The organism is Streptomyces cirratus (assembly GCF_014650775.1).
GTDB lineage: Bacteria > Actinomycetota > Actinomycetes > Streptomycetales > Streptomycetaceae > Streptomyces > Streptomyces cirratus.
On the sequence record NZ_BMVP01000004.1, the window covers coordinates 548,280 to 565,339 of the forward strand.

A 17,060-nucleotide genomic window follows, 5' to 3' on the forward strand; every position below is an offset into this window, starting at 1 on the left:
CTCGTTCCCTCTCGTGTCTACGGCAGGTAGCCGACGTTGAGCTCGGCCATCGAGGTCCAGGGGTTGCCGTTCACCTCGCTCAGGGCCTTGAGTCTGACGTACCGGGCCGCCCGGGGCGAGAAGGTGGCGTCTTGTTGCGCGGCGCCGTCCGTGAACCTTCCTGAGGCCGCGGCCGGGCCCCAGGTCACCCCGTCGGTGGAGGTGAACACCTGGTAGTCCGCGATGCGCCCGTTGCTCTGCGTCTGCCGGGGCAGGCAGTGCAGGGCCGAGACGTTGTACGAGGCTCCGAGGTCCAGGGTGATCTCGTGCGGCATCGGCGCGGTCGCCGCGTACCACTGGGTGTGCCAGATGGTCGCGCCGTCGCCGTCCAGGACGTTGGCGGCGCTGCCGTTCTCGCCCGCCGTCTCCTGGCTGTCTACGGCCTTGACGCCCATCCGGCCCTGCGGCACCAGGAGTTCACCGCCGCCGCCCGTGCCGAGGTCGTCCACGGTGAGGTCGTCGAGTACGAGGTCCGCCTCGTTGTGGGAGTCCTCGCCCGTGACCTTGCGCACGCCGATCCAGGCGTCCGCCCCGGCGGTGAACGTCTTGGTGAAGGTGGTGGCGGTGCGGGCCTGGCCGAGGGCCGTGGCCGTTTCCTTCGCGCCTGCGCCGGTGACGAACCGGTAGTCGGCGGCGAAGCCGTTCTCGTAGGCGAAGGACACCTTGTACGTGTGCCCCTCCGTCAGGCGCAGCGTCTGCGGCAGGGTGCGGTAGACGAGGCCCTGGCGCTCCTCGTGCGACTTGAGGGAGTTGCCTCCGCTGATCACGTCGTCCACCAGCTTCCCGTTCCACCCGGCTTGGGTGTACGGGGCGTGCCGTTGGGCGATGTGGGTGCGCGGGTCGGTGGCGGAGCCGCCGGCGCCGCCGAAGGCGAACGGGCCCCAGCCCGCGTCGACGTGTTCGAAGTCCTCGACGAAGTAGTGGGCGCCGAGAGGTGTCCGGGCCGAGCGGACGACGCGGACGTCATCGAGGGAAACGGTGCCCGGTCCGGCGGCGGCGGACAGGCTGAGGGTGGCGGTGGACTGGCCGGCCGGGACGTCGAAGAGCACCTTCATGCGCTGCTCGTCGGTGCCGTTCTTCTCGCTCCCGCCGAGGTCGTTGGCCAGCGGCGATGAGTCGGCGTACACCGACGCGGCGGCGCCCGCGGCCGGGGTGACGGTGAGGGTGGCGGCCCGGCCGGTGGGGGTGGCGACCCAGACGGAGGCGGCGTAGGTGCCGGGGGTCAGGCCGGTGAGCTGCTGTGCCACGGCCGGGGCGGTTCCGGGGGCCATGGTCAGCTCGTTCTGGCCCTGTGCGTTGCGGGTGACGGCGGCGCCGGCGCCGGTGACCGTCCAGGCGTTCAGGTTGCCGGAGTAGAAGGAGGGGTCCTTGACGGGGGTGCCCTCGCCCCACTTGGGGTCCGCTTGCGCGGGCGCGGCGCCGTTGGTGACGAGATAGGCGGTCTTCGCCGTCGCGTTGAGGGTGACCTGGCCGTGGGTGACGGTCAGGTCGCCGACGAGTTGGCGTCCCGTGTCGGTCAGCCGGTAGAGCTTGGGTGCGCTCCAGCCCGCCGGCAGGGTCCAGGTGGTGGAGCCGCCCGTGTCGTTCCAGTGGTAGAGCTTGCCGTCGCGCGGCAGGAGGTAGGCGCCGCCGCGCAGGACGGTGCGGCCCGCGGTGGTGATCGTGCGGGTGCCGCCGGCGGTGCTGACGGTGGTGCCGCCGGCGAGGGTGACCGTGTCGGCGGTCCACTTCACGATCGGGGACTCCTGGAGGAACTTCGTCGGCAGGTTGACGGCGAAGGTGGTGTTCAGGAAGGCGGGGTAGTCCTTCTTGCCCTGCCATCCCTCGTACGCGGCGACCTCCGCGCCGCCGAGCAGCGGGTCGCGGGCGATCCAGTCGTCCTTGGTGTGGTTGGCGATGAACCGGACGATGGTGGAGTTGATGCCCTTGAGGTCGCTGCCGCCGTAGTCGACGTCGGCGGCCCAGTGGTGCCACAGCGACTGTTCGGTGAGGGTGTTGGGGAATTCGGTGGCGAGCTGGAGACCGAGGCCGCCGATCTCGCGCTGGAGCTTGCGGGAGACGTATCCGTCGCCGTACCAGACGTCCACGTAGAGGAAGTCGAGGCCGGGGGCGGCGGCCTTGAGGTCCTGGAGGCGCTTGAGCCGCTGCCCGGACTGCCCGTCCTTGCGGGTGTCGACGTAGTACGACTGGTCGAGCCAGTCCCAGCCGGGCCCTCCGCTCTGGTGGGCCGGGTCGAAGGTGGCCGAGACGGGGTACTCCTCGGTCGCGTTGATGTGCACGCCGAAGTCTGCGTTGTAGGCGTGCCCGGCGGTGGTGAGGGTGTTCAGGTCGACCGCGCCGCCGAGCTTGCCGCCGATGTTCCTGTAGTCCATGTGCGCGGAGTCGTGGCCCTCGGAGGCGTAGCCCTTGAGCAGGACGAACTGGCCGAGCCCGTCCGTCGCGAGGCTGACGCGTTTGGTCTCGTCCAGGGTCTGCGCGAAGGGGTGGGTGGCCTGGGAGGCGAAGTTGAAGGGGATGCGCTGGACGACCCGGTTCGCGGTGTCCTGCCAGCCGGTGGGCGGGGTCCAGATGTCCCGGTAGGCGACCGCCGCGTCCTGCCAGTCCACGACGGAGTCGGCGTTGCGGTCGGCGGTGATCGCGATCCGGGCGTACGGAAGGGGTTCGGTGTCGGTGTCGGCCGCGCCCGCGGGCCGGTACAGCCAGTCGCCGCTCCACAGGGCGGCCCGCCGGTAGGAACCCTTGTCGGTGACCTGCTTCACGATGCGGCCGTTGTCGCGGGCGGTGGCGCCCGAGGGCTGGTCGTAGAGGGAGTTGGAGTCGATGGCGGCGGCCAGCCTGCCCGTGTTGACCAGCCCGTACATGACCGTGGTCGCGGTGGCGTCCACGGGCGTGGCGGCGGTGACGGGGGTGAAGGCGTCCCCGGTGCCGGTGGTGGCGGTGAACATACGGGCGGTGGAGAGCGCGGCGCCGGGCTGGTCGCTGCGGACGCTGACGAGGCCGTGGTCGGGGACGGCGAGGCTGTGCACGCGCAGGGCGGCGGTGTCCTCGATCGCGGTGACCTTGAACTCGACCACCGAACCGGTCACCGACAGACGGGATCTGATGGTCACCCCGGAGAAGCTGAGCGCGTAGTCGACGGCGGAGGCGGAGGCCGTCGCGGTCACGGCGGGTGTGTAGCCGGTGCCGTTGACGACGATCTCGGTGAGGGGGTCCTCGTTGCCGTTCAGTACGTCGCCGGTGGCGCGACGGGTGTAGCCGATGACGCGGGGGAAGGCGCCGTCGACGCTGACGGAGAGCTCGGGCGAGGTGATGGTCAGGGGTCCGGCCGTCACGGCAGCGGCCGCCGACACCGGGGCGGGGGCGGGTACGGACACGGTGAGGGTGGCGATGAGACCGGCGACCGCGGCTGCGGCCGGCCAGAGGGGGGTGCGCATCGGGCCTCCGGGAGTCGGCGCTTCCTCGTACGGAGGACCGCACGGCTCCGGAGCCCTGCGGTCCGCTCACTGACCTGACAGCTTGCGGACCGGGTGCGGGCCGGGCCCATGGACAAAGCGGAGCGCAGTCATGGACTTACGGGGACGGTGGGCGTGACGGCGACCGTTGGTTCACGGAGACGGTCGGCTCACGGAGACGGTCGGCTCACGCAGACGCTTGGCTCGGGCCGGGCGTAGAACCCGGGCGCCGGCGGTGGAGCGCGCGGTTCAGCTCGTCTGGGGCGCCAGCACCACGGCCGTGCCGTACGCGCACACCTCCGTGCCGATGTCGGCGGCCTCGGTGACATCGAAGCGCATGGCCAGGACCGCGTTGGCGCCGCGCGCCTTGGCTTGCTCGATGAGCCGCTCCATGGCCTGGTTACGGGTCTGCACGAGGGTCTTCGTCAGGCCCCGGAGCTCCCCGCCGATCATGGATTTCAGGCCGGCGCCGATCTGGCTGCCCAGGTGGCGCGAGCGCACGGTGAGGCCGAAGACCTCCCCGACGACCCGCTCGACCCGGTAGCCGGGAGCGTCGTTGGTCGTCACCACCATGACCCCGGTCTGCTCGGCCCCGGGGCCTCCGCCGTAGTCGTCTATGCCCATGGCACCCACTGTGGCGCCGGGCGCCCGCGTCCGCATCCCGAGCCGGCGCCACCGAGGGGAGCCTGCGAGAACGCCTGGCGTGCGCCCCCCGGGACTCTCTACGATGGGCCGACCCCGACGCCGCGGGCCCCGGAGGGGCCATCAAGGAGGGCACATGGAGTTAGGGCCGAACCCGTCCCAGCCGCCGTTCATCGACATGCACACCCCGAGCGTCGCCCGGATGTACGACTGGCTCCTGGGCGGGGTGGAGAACTACGCCAGCGACCGCGAGGCATGCGCCCGGCTGCTGGAGATCGCACCCAGTACCCAACTCCTGGCCCGCAACAACCGGGCCTTCCTCAGCCGCGTCGTACGGATCCTCGTCGAGGACTACGGCATCCGGCAGTTCCTCGACCACGGTTCGGGTCTTCCCACGCAGGACAACGTGCACGAGGTGGCCCAGCGCATCGACAAGGACTGCAAGGTCGCCTACATCGACAACGACCCGATGGTCCTCGCGCACGCCCAGACCACGCTGCACGACAACTCCGGCACCCTGGTGCTGCCGATGGACATGCGCGACACCGAGCGCATCCACTCAGCCACCCGGGAGTTCCTCGACTGGAACCGGCCCATCGCGGCCCTGTTCGTCTCCGTCCTGCACTGCATCCCGGACTCGGACGACGACCGCTCGCCGTCCGCCGTCGTGCGCAAGACGGCGGCCCTGCTGCCGCCGGGCAGCTTCATGGTGATCTGCCAACTGGTCAGCGAGGACCCGGTGGTGCGGGACGACGTGACCCGGATGATGGACGTCACGACCCACGGGAACTGGGGGCGCGTGCGCGAACCCCACGAGGTGCGGCGGTACTTCGACGGGCTGGACATCCTCGAACCGGACCTCGTCGACGTGGTCGACTGGCGCCCCGAGGTTTCCCCGCCGCCCCCGGACCTCCGGCCGACGGACTGGGTGGAGTGGGGCGGCGTGGGCCGCCTCGTGCGGTGAAGTCCCCGAGGTGACACTGCGGGAGGGAACGGCTCGATGACGATCGTGGTCACCACCCCGACCGGGCACGTGGGATCGCGCGTGGTACGGCTGCTGCTCCAGGCCGGCGTCCGCCCGCGCGTCCTGGTCCGCGACCCGGGCCGCCTGGACGAGGGAACCCGCGCGAGGGCCGACGTACGCCGCGGCGACCTGACGGACGCCGCCTTCGTCCGCGACGCGGTGGCCGGGGCGCGGACCGTCTTCTGGGTGGATCCCACGCCCCACACGGCGCGGGACCCGGTCGGAACCTCGCTGGAGACCGCGTCGCCGCTGGTGGAGGCCGCCCGGGCCGGTGACGTGGAGCGGGTGGCGCTGCTCAGCAGCATCGGGGCGGAGAAACGGCACGGCGTCGGACACATCGACGCCCTGGCCGGGATCGAGACGGCACTCGATGCCACCGGAACGGACGTGCTGCACCTGCGGTGCGCATACTTCTTCACCAACCTGCTGCTCGACCTCGAGGGACTCTCCCGAGGCGTCCTGACCACGGCGTTCGGTCCCGACCGGCCGATGCCGTGGGTCGATCCGCGCGACGTCGCGGACGTGGTCGCGGTCCGGCTGCTGAACGACACCTGGCGGGGGCGGGTGGTACAGGCCGTGCACGGGCCGCAGGACCTCACCTTCAACCAGGTCGCGCTGATCCTCACCGAGGCGCTCGGGCGCACGGTCCGGCTCGAACCGGTCGGCGAGGACGCTCTGCGGGACTCGCTGCGGGCGGCCGGGCTGTCCGCGGCGGCGGTCGAGGGCATCGTCGGGATGAGCGCCGGATCGCGCGACCTGGTGCCGGAGCAGCCCCGTGACCTGCTGACCACCACGCCCACCCGGCTCGGCGAGTGGGCCCGTGCCGAGCTGCGTCCGCTGCTGGAGGCACGACCCTGACCGGGTGTCGCCTAGGGCGTGTCCGCCGTGTACTGCAGCAGGGCCTCTTCGATGAGTTCGCGGCTGCGGTCGCGGGAGGCGGCGGCCTTGCGGAGGTTGCTGAGGGCGTTGCGGTAGTCGTCCAGGGCGCGGGGGCGCGTCACGTAGTTGGCGCCGTTGATGTGCTCGACGTACGCCAGCTCGCCCGGTCCCCCGTCGGCGAACTTGAGGTGGGTGATGGGGTAGGGAGGGGCCGCGGAGTACCCCCAGGACATCTCCAGGATGCGGATGTTGACCTTGGCGACGGTCCCGGCGTGGAGCAGGTGCCCCAGTTGTTCGCGCATCACCTCGGCGTTGCCGCAGCGGCGTTGCAGGACCCCCTGGTCGAGCAGGACCGTCAGGCGGGGCACCTCGCCGTCCATCAGCCGTAGTTGGCGCTGGGTGCGCAGCTGCACGACGCGCTCCATCTCGCCCTCGGAGGCGCTGGGCATCACGGCTCTGACCATGTGCCGGGCGTAGGCCGGGGTCTGGAGGATTCCGGGTACGACGAGGTTCTCGTAGACGCAGATCTCCTGCGCTTCGCCTTCCAGTTGGATGAGGCGCTTGAGGAAGGTGGGGGTGACATCGCTGTACTGCTCGTACCACTCGCAGTCCTGCGCGTGCTCCAGTAGCCGCTCGACGGTCCGCATCTCCTCCTCGTCCAGCCCGTAGTGACGGGCCAGGTCGAGGACGTCGCGGGCCTTCGGCGGGCTCTCGCCCCGCTCCAGCCTGCTGATCTTCGAGACCGATCCGCGGATGACGGGTGCCACGTCGCGCAGGGTGAGGCCGCGGGCCTCGCGCCACCCTCTGAGTTCCTGCCCCAGCACCCGCGCGGCGGCCGCCCGTCCTTGCTCACTGCCGAGCGGGAGTACCTGTGCGAGTGGATCGGGGAGGGACTCGGGCAGGGGTTCGGGCAGCGCGGGCATGCGGAACTCCAATGTGACCGGGGCGGATCGCAATCGTCAGAATGGGGCGTGTTCGCCCGCCCGTCCAAGCTTTGGCCTAAGCCTTCGACTTCATCCGGTCAGTTGATCGAATTCGGCACGCTTGGCACCGTCGACGAACGCCTCGATCTCCCCGGCCGTGAAGATCAGGGCCGGTCCGTCGGGGAACCGCGAATTGCGCATGGCCACGGTGCCGTCGGCCAGTGCCGCGACCTCCACGCAGTTGCCGTTGCCGACGCTGGCACTGCTCTTCACCCACACCGCACCGGGAATCTCACTCGCCGCGACACCATTGCGTAACTGCATGATGAGACCTCTTCCTCGTACCGACGCACATGATCGCGCAATCGCATATGGGATTGCACGACAAGCAGTTGTGAGAATGCTAGCCAGCACTGGCGGTCGCGGTAGTCCCCCGAAAGGGTGTCTCGTCGACGGCACTCCCCCGACGATCACCCCACGGCGGTTCAATTCATAGCAAAGCACTCAGATTGGGCAAATCGGGCTAAACGGCGGTGCGCCGCCGGGGTGTCCCGTCGCCTCCTCGCCATAGTCGTGCCTGGCAACCGCCTGGTTGCCGGCCCGAGCCGCGTGGCGCGGTCGGGCGATTGTCTTCGTAGAGGAGTCGGCTCATGCTGAAGCCCACCAGGACCGTCCTCGCACTTACCGCCGGAAGCCTGGTGCTCGGCCTCGTCAGCGCGGGCGCCGCCATCGCCGACGAGGACCCGATGGCCGAGATCCCGGCACACCAGGAGCACGCCGCCGTCAAGAGTCAGATCTGGGGCAAGGTCGTCTCGTCCGGCCGGCTGACGATCCGAAGCAAGCCGAGCACCCGCTCGTACTCCCTGGGGAAGGTCGAGTCGGGCCAGAGGATCGCGCTCGAATGCAAGCAGCGCGGGGAGAGGGTCGGCGGGAACGACCTGTGGTACCTGCTGGACAACCGCAAGGACCGGGAGGAAGGGAACGGCGGGAACAACAACGGCAAGGGTCCGTGGGGCGACGACCTCGGTGACGGAAATGCCGGCATGGACGGTGACTGGAACGACGGCCGCAACGACGGCCGCAACGACGGCCGCAACGACGGCCAGACCGACGGCCAGGGTGACGGCCGGACCGACGGCCGCAACGACGGCCTCGACGAGGGCAAGTCCGTGAAGAAGACGGCGAAGAAGGTCTCGAAGAAGGACGAGGACTCCGGCTGGGTAGCCGCCCGCTACGTCAAGAACCTGGACACGGTGCCGTGGTGCCGCTGACCGGCGCGCCGGGCCGCTGATCGGACCGTCCGCCGGGAGGCCGGCTCCTCATCGGGGAGCCGGCCTCCCGGCCGTGGTCATCCGGCCGGGTGGACGGTACGCGGCCCCGCGCACCGGGCCCCGTACGCCCGCACCCGCGTGCGCAGCTCCCGGTCCGCCGTGACCACGACCAGTCCGGCGCCGTCACCGCGCTCCGCGTACGCCGCCACCAGCTCCACGATCCGGTCGTCGCCGCTCCCGGGCGCCGCGTCCACCCGTACGCCGGGCACGGATTCGACGCCCCGGGCGGCGCCTTCGACCACGAGGACGATCTCCTCACCCGCCTCGCGCCGGGCGAGCCGGTCACGCAGCCGTTCGGCCGCGCCGCGCCGGTCCCGCCACCAGCCGTCGGGGACGGATCCGACGACGTTCGCGGCGTCCACGATCAGTACTTCCACAGGTGCTTCCGCAGGTACTTCCACGGGTACGACTGTCCCAGACCTTCTCAGAAGTCGCCGTAGTTGACCTGCCAGGTCGGCAGGCCCATCCGGCGCCAGACGGCCACGACCCTGTCCCGGTCGTCCAGCGAGACGCGGACCGCGTAGCGGTGGCGCACGTGTGCGTCGAAGAGTTCCGCCTTCACCACGTCGTCGCGGCGCTGGTCTCCGGCCGCCCGCATCCACAGCTCGTCGTACGGGACCCGGTGCCGCTCCAGCCAGGCCTCGGTCTGCGGGCGGTGTTCCTCGCTGCGCCCCGACAGCAGGACGATGGTGTCCCCGTCGGCGCGCCGGAAGGCGTCCAGGGCGTGCCGCACGGGCTCGTTGAGGAGGTCCAGCCCGCAGCGCGTGAAGTCGTACGGGCCGCGGTCGCCGGTCAGCGCCAGGGTCCCGTCGATGTCGCACATCACCGCGGCGGGCAGCGCGGGGTCGGCGACGTAGGGCGCGACCGGCGGCTCGTCGTTCAGCCACTGCGCGGTCAGCTTCCAGCCCCCCTTGCGTGACTTCGCGTGCTTGTCGGCCAGGATCCGAATGATCTCCTCGCCCACCGGCCGCTCGCGGGCGGCGTCGCGGCGCACGCACTCCTCGACGGGCACGTCCGTGAAGTCGTGGACGACGAACGTGGCGAGGCCGGCGACGGCGGCCTTGAGGCGCTTGGGGATGTGCGGGGTGAGGTGGGTGTTGTCCACGACCACGTCGAACCCGCCCGCGACGGCGGCCCGCAGCGCCGCGTCCTGGACGTCGAGCGCGGTCTGTTCGTGCGCGTACGAAAGGCCGCGTCCGTGGTCGGCGCCGTCCAGCATGACCCGCAGGTCGTCCAGGTTCACCCGGCGCATCCGGCCGCCGGACTCCGCCTGGAGCGCCCGGGCGGCCGTGGTCTTGCCGGAGGCGGGCAGGCCCGTCATGACGTGCACGACGGGGCGGGCGGGCGGTGCGGGGGCCTCCGGGGCCGGGGCGGTGTCGTGGGCCGCCGGGGTGGCGGGGGCCGCCGGTTCTGCGGACACGGGGCTCAGTTCTCCTCATCGGTGGTGAAGGGGTCGGCCGATTCCGGCCGTACGGCACGCCAGGTGACGAGCTCGGTCTGCTTGTCGTCCAGACGCAGGAACAGCGCGGAACGGATCCGGCTGTCGGGCAGCGCCTGCACGGCCCGGGCGAAGGCGCCCCGGTCGGCGGCCAGGTGGGCCAGCGCCCGGAAGGCTTCGTCGATGGCGCGTTCGCGCCGCGCCGCGGCCTCCTCCAGGCGGGCGATGACCTCCCGCACCCACGCGTCGAACTCGTCGGGCACCTGCTGCAGCAGCGCGTCGAGCGGCTTGCCACCCGACGCCTCGATGTCCGCGACGGTGCAGTTCAGTCCCTGCGCGAGCTGCTTGGCGGGCAGGCCGGCGAAGCGCTGGATGCCGTGGCCGCGCCAGATGTCGCGCTCGGTGACGCCGGTGAGCACCTTGTGCAGGCGTACGTACTCGGCGATCTTGGCCTTGGCGCGGACGCCCGAGGCGAAGCGCAGTACGAAGCCCTCGGCGTCGGTGCCGGTGGCCGGGGCGCCGCCGGGCAGGGTGCTGGACTCGGTGAGCGCGAGGAGTTCCGTGAGCGGCATCGCCGGCCATACGGTGACGACCGAGCCGATCTCCCGCCAGTGCCCGGCGGCTTCGGCGATCGGCACCTCGCCGCCGTCCTGGCCGAAGGCGGCGAGGAGGACCAGGTCGCGGCGGTCCCCGTAGTCCACGACGATCCGGTTCTGCGGGTAGAGGACCTCCGCGAGGTAGGTGACCCCGGGGACGAGGTGCGCGGTGTCGCGGCCGTCGAGACGGCGCTGCGCCCAGGTCGCCTGCTCGCTGATGAAGGAGCCCTTGGATGCGGCCCGCCACGTTCCCGCGTAGTGGAAGACGACCGCGAGGCTGCCGTCGACCTTGTCGTACACCTCGAAGGGTTCGTCGGGCAGGGAGGGCGCGTACGGCTGACCCGACTCGTGCTCGCCCACGTTGAAGAACTTCGGCAACGGCAGGGCCACGATCCGGCCGGTGGCGTCGTCGGCGACGAGGCCCCGGCAGCGCGTGGTGACCTGGTTCCAGACCCGCTCGTACTGGGCGGTGCGGGTGTAGGTGTAGATCGACAGCGGCAGCTCGGGGTGCGCCTTGCGGGTCACGTGGCCGGCGTCGATCGCCGCCTTCAGTTCCTGGGCGGGCAGCAGGTCATGCAGAGTCAGGAACGCCTGGCCCATGGGGTCCTCCCGGTTTGAGATGGCTCATTCTCACGTGCGGGAGGGTGGCCCGGTAGTCAATTATGACTGGCCGGAGGGCATGCCTGCGGTCCCCGGCGCCGGCGGGAGAAGGTCAGTGGGGACCGTCAGTGGGAGACGCAGAGTTCGTTGCCCTGCGGGTCGGCGAGGGTGGTCCAGGCGAAGGGGCCCTGGTTGCCTTCGTGGAGGCGCGTGGCGCCCTTGGCGATGAGGCGCTCCACCACTGTCCGCGGGTCGTCGTCGCCGGTGCGGACGTCGAGGTGGACCCGGTTCTTGACCGCCTTGGCCTCGGGCACGAACTGGAAGAGGACTCGGGGCGCCCGTTCCAGGCCTTCCGGGTGGCGGATGCCGGCTCCGGCCTTCCAGACGAGCGTGCCGTTGTGGAGGGTGGTGTCGTCCTCCCGGGCGTGGCCCTCCTCGATCATGCGGCGGATGAACGCCTCGTCGCTGGGCTCGACTTCCCAGCCGAGGGCGTCCGCCCACCAGTCGGCGAGGGAGTGGGGGCTGTGGGAGTCGATGGTGACCTGGAATGTGTACGCCATGGCGGGACGGTATGCGCACGTCGCTCCCCGCGCTACGGGGATCGGGGGTCATCGGGGGCCTTCGTGCGGAGGCGGGTGGTGAGGAACGCCGCGAAGGTCACGATCCAGGCGGCCACCGCGAACCACAGGAGGACCTCGCCCACGGGACGCAGCCAGCCGGCGCCGGTCGGTGCGGCCGCGGAGAGAGCGGCGGTGGCCGTCATGCCGAGGGGGAACACGGTGGACCAGCGGCGGTTGTCGTAGCGGAGGCGGGGGCTGCGCAGTTCCGCCGCCACGAGCACGGCGTACCAGGCGAGGGAGGCGCAGAGCAGCACCAGCGTGAGCGACCGCAGGACGGTGTGCCCGGCGCCCGTCCAGACGGGTGACGCGGTGAGCTTCGCGCCGGCGAGGGCGCTGATGGACAGCGCCCCGCCGGCCACCCAGTGGTCGCCCGTGCCCCGGGTCACCTCGCGGAGGTCGAAGCGGGTGAGGACCGCCCCGTACAGCAGCAGCCCGAGACCGAAGCAGGCCAGGGCCGCGAGGCCGAGCCACTCCTGGTGGCGGGCGTCGGACAGTTCCGCGGCGAGGACGGCCAGGCCCTCGGTGGCCACGCAGGCGAGGAAGGCGGCGCCCGGCAGCCGGTGCCCGGGCCGGTGCCGCAGGACCGCGTACAGCAGCCCGGGCCAGAGCACCGCCGCCAGGGCCAGCAGGACGGCGGCGGCGCCCTGCCAGCCGAGCTGGCAGAGGCGGGCGCCGAGCACGGTGGTGGCGGCCACGGCGGTGAGGGCGGACGGAGTGTCCGCTTCGGCCCGGAAGCGGTCCCGGTCACCGGTCAGCCGGGCCACGAAGCCGGCGGCGAGGACCAGCCACAGGACCGCGGTGACGGCGAGCGCGGCGAGGGAGAGCAGGTCGTGGCCGATCAGGCGCAGGCCGACGGAGATGATCCCGGTGGCCATCACGGCGGCGCCGGCGTCGGGCGGCAGGCCGGTCCACCACCGGCGCACGGGCAGGGCGCTCACGCCTCCAGCGGACACCAGCCGCGGACGCGCCGCCAGCCGGGCCGGCCCGGCTGGGGAGCGGGGGATCAGGCGACGCCCCGGGTGCGGAACTGGATGCTGATGCGGGGGCCGACGGCCCGCGTCGACTTCGGTACGGCGTGCTCCATGGTGCGTTGGCAGGAGCCGCCCATGACCACCAGGTCGCCGTGGCCGAGGGGCAGGCGCAGCAGCGTGGGACCGCCGTCGCGGGGGCGGATCGCCAGGTCGCGCGGGTCGCCCACGGAGAGGATGGCGACCATCGTGTCCTCGGTGGCGGAGCGGCCGGTGCGGTCCCCGTGCCAGGCGACGCTGTCGCGGCCGTCACGGTAGAGGCACAGCCCGGCGGTGACGAAGGGCTCGCCCAGCTCGTCGGCGTAGTGCCGGCTGAGCGCCGTGCGCGCTTCGGTGAGGACGGGGTGCGGAAGCATCTCGCCGGCCCGGTAGTAGGACAGCAGCCGGGGGACGGCCACTTCGCGGTCGTACATCTGGCGCCGCTCGGCGTGCCAGGGGACGTCGGCGGCCAGGCTCTCGAAGAGGGCGTCGGCGCCGGTCAGCCAGCCGGGCAGGTGGTCGACCCAGGCGCCGGCCCCCAGGTCGGTCCGGCGCATCCCGCGGAGCGGGCCGAGCCGGATCTCGTCGGTCTGGTCGAAGAGGGACCCCTGGAGCGCGTGCATGGCTCCAGCCTACTCCGGACCCGAACAGCTGCTCGATTTACTTACGGCCCCGGCCGGGCTTGCCGCGACCCGTGTTCTTGGCACCCCGCGCGCCGCCGGAGCCGCCGCGCGGGTTCTTGCCCTGGGCGGGCTTGCGCGCCGATCCGGCCGTCTTGTCGGGACGCTTGCCCTTCGGCTGCGCGGGAGTCTGGGCCTGGCCCTGCTTGCGGCCGCGCGTGCTGTTGACCGTACGGCCGCGCACGATCCCGATGAACTCCTCCACCAGGTCGGTGGTCTCCTCCTCGGGCCACGACAAGGCGACGCGCGATTCGGGCGCGCCCGTCACCGGCCGGTAGGTGAGGTCCCTCCGGTGGTGGAGGCGGGCGAGCGACTGCGGGACGACGAGCACGCCCACTCCGGCCGCGACGAGCTCGATGGCGTCGGCGGTCGTCTCGGGGCGTTCGATCGCGGGGCGGCCCGGCAGGCTCTCCCACTCCAGGGTGTCGTCCAGGGGGTGGAGCACGATCTCGTCGGCGAGGTCCCCGGTGGAGACCTCCTCGACCGCCGCCACGACGTGGTCCTTCGGGATCACGACCACCGTGGTCTCGGTGTACAGGGGGATCGCGCTGAGTTCCGTACGGTCGATCGGCAGCCGGACGAATCCCGCGTCGGCGCCGCCGGCCCGCAGGACGCCGGGGGCCTCGGCCGGGGACACGGGGACGAGGGTCAGCGGGACGTCGGGCAGCCGCTCGTTCCAGATCCGCACCCATTTGGTGGGGGTCACCCCTGGAACGTAGGCGAGCCGGAACTGGGGAGGTACTTCCGAGCCTGTCACCCGGCCAGATTACCGGCCGTGGTCAGAGGTAGCGCACATGCTCGATACCCTGGGGACATGACGTCGCACAAGACCACCCAGACCATGAAGCCCGCGACCGCGGCGAAGAAGCTGGGTGTGTACCTAGAGGCCACACCCGCCGAGTTCCAGGAGGGTGTCGTCTCGCGCACCGAGCTGAACGCGCTCCAGGCCGATCCGCCGGCCTGGCTCCAGGAGCTGCGACGCAACGGCCCGCACCCCCGGCCCGTGGTCGCGGCGAAGCTGGGCATCTCGATCGCCGGTCTCGCCCGTGGCGGGGTCACCGAGGCGCTGACCACCGAGCAGATCGAGGCGCTCAAGAACGAGGCCCCGGAGTGGCTCCAGAAGGAGCGCGCCACGCAGGCGGAGGTCCGCAAGGAAGCGGTGCGGATCAAGGAGAAGCAGGCTGAGCGAGCGGCCCGCGAGAGCTGACCGCCCCCTGTCTGCGTGAAGGGGCCCCGGGCGTCGCCCGGGGCCCCTTCCGCGCGTACGGGCGGTGCCCGGCGTACGGGCGGTTTCCCCTCGCGCGGGCGGTTCCCCGCGTACGGGCGGTTCCCCGCGTACGGGCGGTTTCCCGTGCGCGGGCCGCGATGCCGGAGAGGCCCGGCGCTCCTCAGCGGGCCGGGCCCGAGGCCGTGATCAGGGCGGCCAGGGCGGCCATGCCGCCTTCGGCGAGCGCGCGGCGCTGGCGGTCGGCCGGAGTGCCCTCGCGCAGCAGCCGGTGCATGAGCGCGCTGACCTCCCGGTGGTCCCCCGACTCCTCCAGGGCGGGGGCGATGTAGGCGGCCAGCTGGCACAGCACGTCCCCGGCGCTGTGCGGCTGGCCCCGCGGATCCACGAGGGTGCTGTTCAGGCCGTGCCGGGCCGCGTGCCAGTTCGCGGCCTGCAACAGTTCGTGCGCGCATCCGGGGGGCGGAGCACCCGCGTTCTCCTCGGCGAGCGCAGTGGCGACGAGCGCCCGGATGATGCCGGTGAACAGCACGGCGTCGTCCGCCTCCAGTTGGACGTCCAGGCAGCGCACCTCGATCGTCGGGTAGCGGTCCGAGAGCCGCGCCTGCCAGTACAGCTGACCGCGGTCGCCGATGACCCCCGACTCCAGGAGCGCCCCGATCCGCTTCTCGTAGTCCGCGAGGCCGGTGAAGGAGGGCGGCGGTCCGCTGACGGGCCAGCGCCCGAAGACGATGGTGCGCCAGCTGGCGAAGCCGGTGTCGCGCCCGTCCCACAGCGGAGAGTTCCCCGACATGGCCAGCAGCGTGGGGAGCCAGACCCGGATCCGGTTGAGTACGGCCACGCCCATCTCCCGGCCCGGGACGGCCACGTGCACGTGCATGCCGTTGATCAGCTGCTCGTCGACCAACCGCCGGGCCTCTTCCCGCATGCGCAGGTAGCGCGGCTTCTGGGTGACCGCGGGGGGCGTGCCTTCCTTGAGGGGCGCGGTGGCGGACATCGCGACCCGACACCCCTTGTCCTCCGCCGCGGACGCCACCGCGTGGCGCAGCCGCAGCAGGTGCCCACCCACCTCGCCGAGGTCCGTGCAGATGGGCGTGGCGACCTCGATCTGTGCCTGCAGGAGCTCGTCCTGCACCTCCCCCTCGTCCACGAACGACCCGAGGCCGGCTGCGGCGCGCACCTCTTCCGCGAGGGGCATCGGCAGATGGGTGGAAGGGTCCAGCAGGACGTACTCTTCCTCGACCCCGACGGTGATCATGTCCGGCGGCTACCCGTGAATGCCGGGATGAATTCGGGCCCGGCGGGTTTGTGGAGCGCATTCGTGGTCAGACGCTTCAAGGTCCGCATTTCCCTTTCCGATGGAGTGAATGCCATGTCCGGTGACGAGAAGGCGAAGTCCAAGGGCGAGCAGGCCAAGGGCAAGGTCAAGGAAGCCGCAGGGCGGGCCGTCGGCAACGAGCGGCTCACGGCGGAGGGCCGTGCCGAGCAGGCCAAGGGCGATGCCCGGCAGGCCAAGGAGAAGATCAAGGACACCCTCAAGGACTGACTCCTTTCCTCCGGCTTTACCCGTGCCTCCCGAGCACCCTCGCGGTGCCGGGAGGCACATTCCGTTACGCAAGGAGGTTCCATGCCCGATGAGAACGCCGAGAGCAAGGCCGACCGTGGCGGGCGGGAGCGCGCCGGGACCGGCCGCGATGACGGTCGCAACGAGAGTCCCGAAGAGCGGGCGGACCGCCAGTGGGGCGAACTGGTGCAGGAGATCCGCGTGGCCCAGACCGGCGTGCAGATCCTGTTCGGCTTCCTCCTCACCGTGGCCTTCACCCCCGTCTTCCGCACTCTCGAAGAGACGGACCGGACGATCTACCTGATCACGGTCATCCTCGGCTCGCTGGCCACGGGGGCCCTCATCGGTCCCGTTGCCTTCCACCGGATCGTCTTCCGTCGCCGCATCAAGCCGGAGGCGGTCACCTGGGCGTCACGGCTGACGATGACGGGCATCGTGCTGCTGCTGATGACCCTGTGCACGGCCCTGCTCCTCATCCTCCGCGTGGCGACGCACGACGCGCAGGTCCCGTGGCTGGTGGCGGGTGTCCTGGCCTGGTACCTGCTGTGCTGGTTCGCGCTCCCGATGTGGGTGCGCCACCGGCACACCACCCGACGCGACTAGTCCGGCGGCTCTTGGGCGGGCGGTTCCTCGGCGGGCGACGGCGCTTGCGGTCCGGGCGCCGGCGGTGGTTTGTCCCCGGGGCCCGCGGGGCGCGGGTCGCGGGGTACCGCGCCGGGGCCCGGCGTGGGGCCGGGACCCTGGGGCTCGGGGGTCTTGGGGTCGTGGCCCGGCGTGGCGGCCGCCCTGTACGTTCCCGGCTTCCGGTCCTGTGGCTCCCGGCCGGTCCCTAGTGGCTCCTTGGCCCGCTCCATGCGGTTCACCTCGGCTTTCCGTCTCGTGCGCGCGGTGTCGTGACGCATTGTGGTTGACGTGTTCCCCGCGCTTGCCCGGGGACACGGTCCGCAACCGCGCTGCCGCTGTGGTTCCGACGTTCCGAGTAGACCCGGTCGGGGCGGTTTCCGCATGGTTTCGGCACCGAAGCGGCCCCCGGACGCACA

The 17,060-nt window shown here is 71.8% G+C and carries 18 protein-coding genes; 6 read left to right on the forward strand and 12 right to left on the reverse strand.

The features are described 5' to 3' along the window. Positions 1-17: 17 nt before the first annotated feature. Complete coding sequence (locus tag IE207_RS15055; protein ID WP_190184648.1) at positions 18-3,473, reverse strand: endo-alpha-N-acetylgalactosaminidase family protein; 3,456 nt, start codon at positions 3,471-3,473, stop codon at positions 18-20. Positions 3,474-3,740: 267 nt separating this feature from the next. After that, positions 3,741-4,115 (reverse strand): YbjQ family protein, encoded by a 375-nt coding sequence (locus IE207_RS15060; RefSeq protein ID WP_190184649.1) that lies wholly within the window; start codon positions 4,113-4,115, stop codon positions 3,741-3,743. Between the two features lie 154 nt (positions 4,116-4,269). On the opposite strand from IE207_RS15060, the gene IE207_RS15065 reads away from it, so the two are divergent. Together IE207_RS15065 and IE207_RS15070 are read left to right on the forward strand one after the other, a co-directional pair. Continuing rightward, positions 4,270-5,097: an SAM-dependent methyltransferase gene (locus IE207_RS15065; protein WP_190184650.1), complete on the forward strand. Its 828-nt coding sequence runs from the start codon at positions 4,270-4,272 to the stop codon at positions 5,095-5,097. Between the two features lie 36 nt (positions 5,098-5,133). Further along, positions 5,134-6,015, forward strand: a complete 882-nt coding sequence (locus tag IE207_RS15070) for an NmrA family NAD(P)-binding protein (RefSeq protein WP_190184651.1) — start codon at positions 5,134-5,136, stop codon at positions 6,013-6,015. Between the two features lie 11 nt (positions 6,016-6,026). Here IE207_RS15070 and IE207_RS15075 read toward each other — a convergent pair whose 3' ends face one another. Together IE207_RS15075 and IE207_RS15080 are read right to left on the reverse strand one after the other, a co-directional pair. After that, positions 6,027-6,959: a helix-turn-helix domain-containing protein gene (locus IE207_RS15075; RefSeq protein WP_190184652.1), complete on the reverse strand. Its 933-nt coding sequence runs from the start codon at positions 6,957-6,959 to the stop codon at positions 6,027-6,029. A 90-nt stretch (positions 6,960-7,049) separates the two neighbouring features. After that, complete coding sequence (locus IE207_RS15080) at positions 7,050-7,283, reverse strand: DUF397 domain-containing protein (RefSeq protein ID WP_190184653.1); 234 nt, start codon at positions 7,281-7,283, stop codon at positions 7,050-7,052. A gap of 326 nt (positions 7,284-7,609) precedes the next feature. On the opposite strand from IE207_RS15080, the gene IE207_RS15085 reads away from it, so the two are divergent. Next, complete coding sequence (locus IE207_RS15085; RefSeq protein WP_190184654.1) at positions 7,610-8,230, forward strand: hypothetical protein; 621 nt, start codon at positions 7,610-7,612, stop codon at positions 8,228-8,230. A gap of 77 nt (positions 8,231-8,307) precedes the next feature. Here IE207_RS15085 and IE207_RS15090 read toward each other — a convergent pair whose 3' ends face one another. The 7 genes from IE207_RS15090 to IE207_RS15120 form a co-directional block, all read right to left on the reverse strand. Further along, a complete protein-coding gene (locus IE207_RS15090) occupies positions 8,308-8,691 on the reverse strand; it encodes a PIN domain-containing protein (RefSeq protein ID WP_190184655.1) in 384 nt (127 codons plus the stop codon). A 23-nt stretch (positions 8,692-8,714) separates the two neighbouring features. Further along, the gene (locus IE207_RS15095; RefSeq protein WP_229873735.1) at positions 8,715-9,710 is read right to left on the reverse strand and encodes a phosphatase domain-containing protein; all 996 of its coding nucleotides are present in this window, start codon (positions 9,708-9,710) and stop codon (positions 8,715-8,717) included. A gap of 5 nt (positions 9,711-9,715) precedes the next feature. Next, positions 9,716-10,924 carry an RNA ligase gene (locus tag IE207_RS15100; protein WP_190184656.1) on the reverse strand — a complete coding sequence of 403 codons (1,209 nt, stop codon included), beginning with the start codon at positions 10,922-10,924 and terminating at the stop codon, positions 9,716-9,718. A 125-nt stretch (positions 10,925-11,049) separates the two neighbouring features. Further along, positions 11,050-11,484 (reverse strand): VOC family protein, encoded by a 435-nt coding sequence (locus IE207_RS15105; protein WP_190184657.1) that lies wholly within the window; start codon positions 11,482-11,484, stop codon positions 11,050-11,052. Between the two features lie 32 nt (positions 11,485-11,516). After that, entirely contained in the window at positions 11,517-12,482 is a 966-nt protein-coding gene (locus tag IE207_RS15110) for a tellurite resistance/C4-dicarboxylate transporter family protein (protein WP_190184658.1), read from the reverse strand. Positions 12,483-12,547: 65 nt separating this feature from the next. After that, a complete protein-coding gene (locus IE207_RS15115) occupies positions 12,548-13,174 on the reverse strand; it encodes an alpha-ketoglutarate-dependent dioxygenase AlkB (RefSeq protein WP_190184659.1) in 627 nt (208 codons plus the stop codon). A gap of 37 nt (positions 13,175-13,211) precedes the next feature. Beyond that, a complete protein-coding gene (locus IE207_RS15120) occupies positions 13,212-13,988 on the reverse strand; it encodes a LysR substrate-binding domain-containing protein (protein ID WP_190184660.1) in 777 nt (258 codons plus the stop codon). A gap of 57 nt (positions 13,989-14,045) precedes the next feature. Between IE207_RS15120 and IE207_RS15125 the strand changes: the two genes are divergently transcribed. Beyond that, positions 14,046-14,438 carry a DUF5997 family protein gene (locus IE207_RS15125; RefSeq protein WP_190184661.1) on the forward strand — a complete coding sequence of 131 codons (393 nt, stop codon included), beginning with the start codon at positions 14,046-14,048 and terminating at the stop codon, positions 14,436-14,438. A 181-nt stretch (positions 14,439-14,619) separates the two neighbouring features. On the opposite strand, the gene IE207_RS15130 is transcribed toward IE207_RS15125, so the two are convergent. Further along, positions 14,620-15,714 (reverse strand): carboxylate-amine ligase, encoded by a 1,095-nt coding sequence (locus tag IE207_RS15130; protein ID WP_190184662.1) that lies wholly within the window; start codon positions 15,712-15,714, stop codon positions 14,620-14,622. Between the two features lie 114 nt (positions 15,715-15,828). On the opposite strand from IE207_RS15130, the gene IE207_RS15135 reads away from it, so the two are divergent. Both IE207_RS15135 and IE207_RS15140 read left to right on the forward strand, forming a co-directional pair. Continuing rightward, on the forward strand, positions 15,829-16,002 hold the full coding sequence (locus IE207_RS15135; RefSeq protein WP_136212348.1) for a CsbD family protein: 174 nt from the start codon (positions 15,829-15,831) through the stop codon (positions 16,000-16,002). Positions 16,003-16,083: 81 nt separating this feature from the next. After that, entirely contained in the window at positions 16,084-16,623 is a 540-nt protein-coding gene (locus tag IE207_RS15140) for a DUF6328 family protein (RefSeq protein ID WP_190184663.1), read from the forward strand. Positions 16,624-17,060 lie beyond the last annotated feature (437 nt).

Bases quoted from the DNA above. Each gene is read 5' to 3' on its own strand.
- IE207_RS15055 (WP_190184648.1), bottom strand. From the start codon at position 3,473: ATGCGCACCCCCCTCTGGCCGGCCGCAGCCGCGGTCGCCGGTCTCATC.
- IE207_RS15060 (WP_190184649.1), bottom strand. From the start codon at position 4,115: ATGGGCATAGACGACTACGGCGGAGGCCCCGGGGCCGAGCAGACCGGG.
- IE207_RS15065 (WP_190184650.1), top strand. From the start codon at position 4,270: ATGGAGTTAGGGCCGAACCCGTCCCAGCCGCCGTTCATCGACATGCAC.
- IE207_RS15070 (WP_190184651.1), top strand. From the start codon at position 5,134: ATGACGATCGTGGTCACCACCCCGACCGGGCACGTGGGATCGCGCGTG.
- IE207_RS15075 (WP_190184652.1), bottom strand. From the start codon at position 6,959: ATGCCCGCGCTGCCCGAACCCCTGCCCGAGTCCCTCCCCGATCCACTC.
- IE207_RS15080 (WP_190184653.1), bottom strand. From the start codon at position 7,283: ATGCAGTTACGCAATGGTGTCGCGGCGAGTGAGATTCCCGGTGCGGTG.
- IE207_RS15085 (WP_190184654.1), top strand. From the start codon at position 7,610: ATGCTGAAGCCCACCAGGACCGTCCTCGCACTTACCGCCGGAAGCCTG.
- IE207_RS15100 (WP_190184656.1), bottom strand. From the start codon at position 10,924: ATGGGCCAGGCGTTCCTGACTCTGCATGACCTGCTGCCCGCCCAGGAA.
- IE207_RS15105 (WP_190184657.1), bottom strand. From the start codon at position 11,484: ATGGCGTACACATTCCAGGTCACCATCGACTCCCACAGCCCCCACTCC.
- IE207_RS15115 (WP_190184659.1), bottom strand. From the start codon at position 13,174: ATGCACGCGCTCCAGGGGTCCCTCTTCGACCAGACCGACGAGATCCGG.
- IE207_RS15125 (WP_190184661.1), top strand. From the start codon at position 14,046: ATGACGTCGCACAAGACCACCCAGACCATGAAGCCCGCGACCGCGGCG.
- IE207_RS15130 (WP_190184662.1), bottom strand. From the start codon at position 15,714: ATGATCACCGTCGGGGTCGAGGAAGAGTACGTCCTGCTGGACCCTTCC.
- IE207_RS15135 (WP_136212348.1), top strand. From the start codon at position 15,829: ATGTCCGGTGACGAGAAGGCGAAGTCCAAGGGCGAGCAGGCCAAGGGC.
- IE207_RS15140 (WP_190184663.1), top strand. From the start codon at position 16,084: ATGCCCGATGAGAACGCCGAGAGCAAGGCCGACCGTGGCGGGCGGGAG.